Source organism: Agromyces humi (assembly GCF_009720255.1).
Taxonomy (GTDB): domain Bacteria; phylum Actinomycetota; class Actinomycetes; order Actinomycetales; family Microbacteriaceae; genus Agromyces; species Agromyces humi.
The window spans coordinates 1-654 of sequence record NZ_WJSP02000742.1 but is presented as its reverse complement, the minus strand read 5'-3'; the positions used below and the strand labels follow the sequence as shown (position 1 = coordinate 654).

1 protein-coding gene is annotated in these 654 nt (G+C 72.6%); it reads left to right on the top strand.

What is annotated here, in order from left to right; translation table 11 throughout:
- Positions 1-654: aminotransferase class III-fold pyridoxal phosphate-dependent enzyme (locus GH736_RS23925; protein ID WP_159607592.1), on the top strand; the 654-nt coding region annotated here is incomplete at both ends.

The window sequence follows — 654 nt, the reverse complement described above, 5'->3', positions numbered from 1 at the left end:
TGACCCTCGACCCCGCCCCGCTGCTCGGCCTCGGCACAGGGCAGCCGCCCGCGGCATCCGGGAGCCCCGACCTGTCGGCCGCCGCGGCAGAGCTGCTGGCCCGTCGCGACCATGCCTTCGCCGACGTGCAGGAGCACTATTACGAGGCGCCGCCCCGCATCGAGCGCGGCTGGCGGGAGCACCTGATCGGCACCGACGGGCGCGTGTACCTCGACATGGTCAACAACGTGACGCCCCTCGGCCACGGGCACCCGAAGTTCGCCGCGGCTGTGGCGCGACAGCTGCGCACCCTCAACACCAACTCGCGCTTCAACTACGGAGCGGTCGTCGAGTTCTCCGAGCGCCTCGCCGCGATGCTGCCCGATCCGCTCGACACCGTGTTCCTCGTGAACTCGGGCTCGGAGGCGGTCGACCTCGCCGTGCGCATCGCCCTCGCCGCAACGGATCGCCGCGATGTCGTGTCGGTCCTCGAGGCGTACCACGGCTGGACGTACGCGTCCGATGCCGTGTCGACGTCGATCGCCGACAACCCCGGCGCCCTCGCGAGCCGGCCCGACTGGGTGCACGTCGTCGACGCGCCGAACCCGTTCCGCGGCATGCATCGGGGGCCGGATGCCGCGCGCTACGCGCCCGAGGCCGCCGCAACGATCCGCG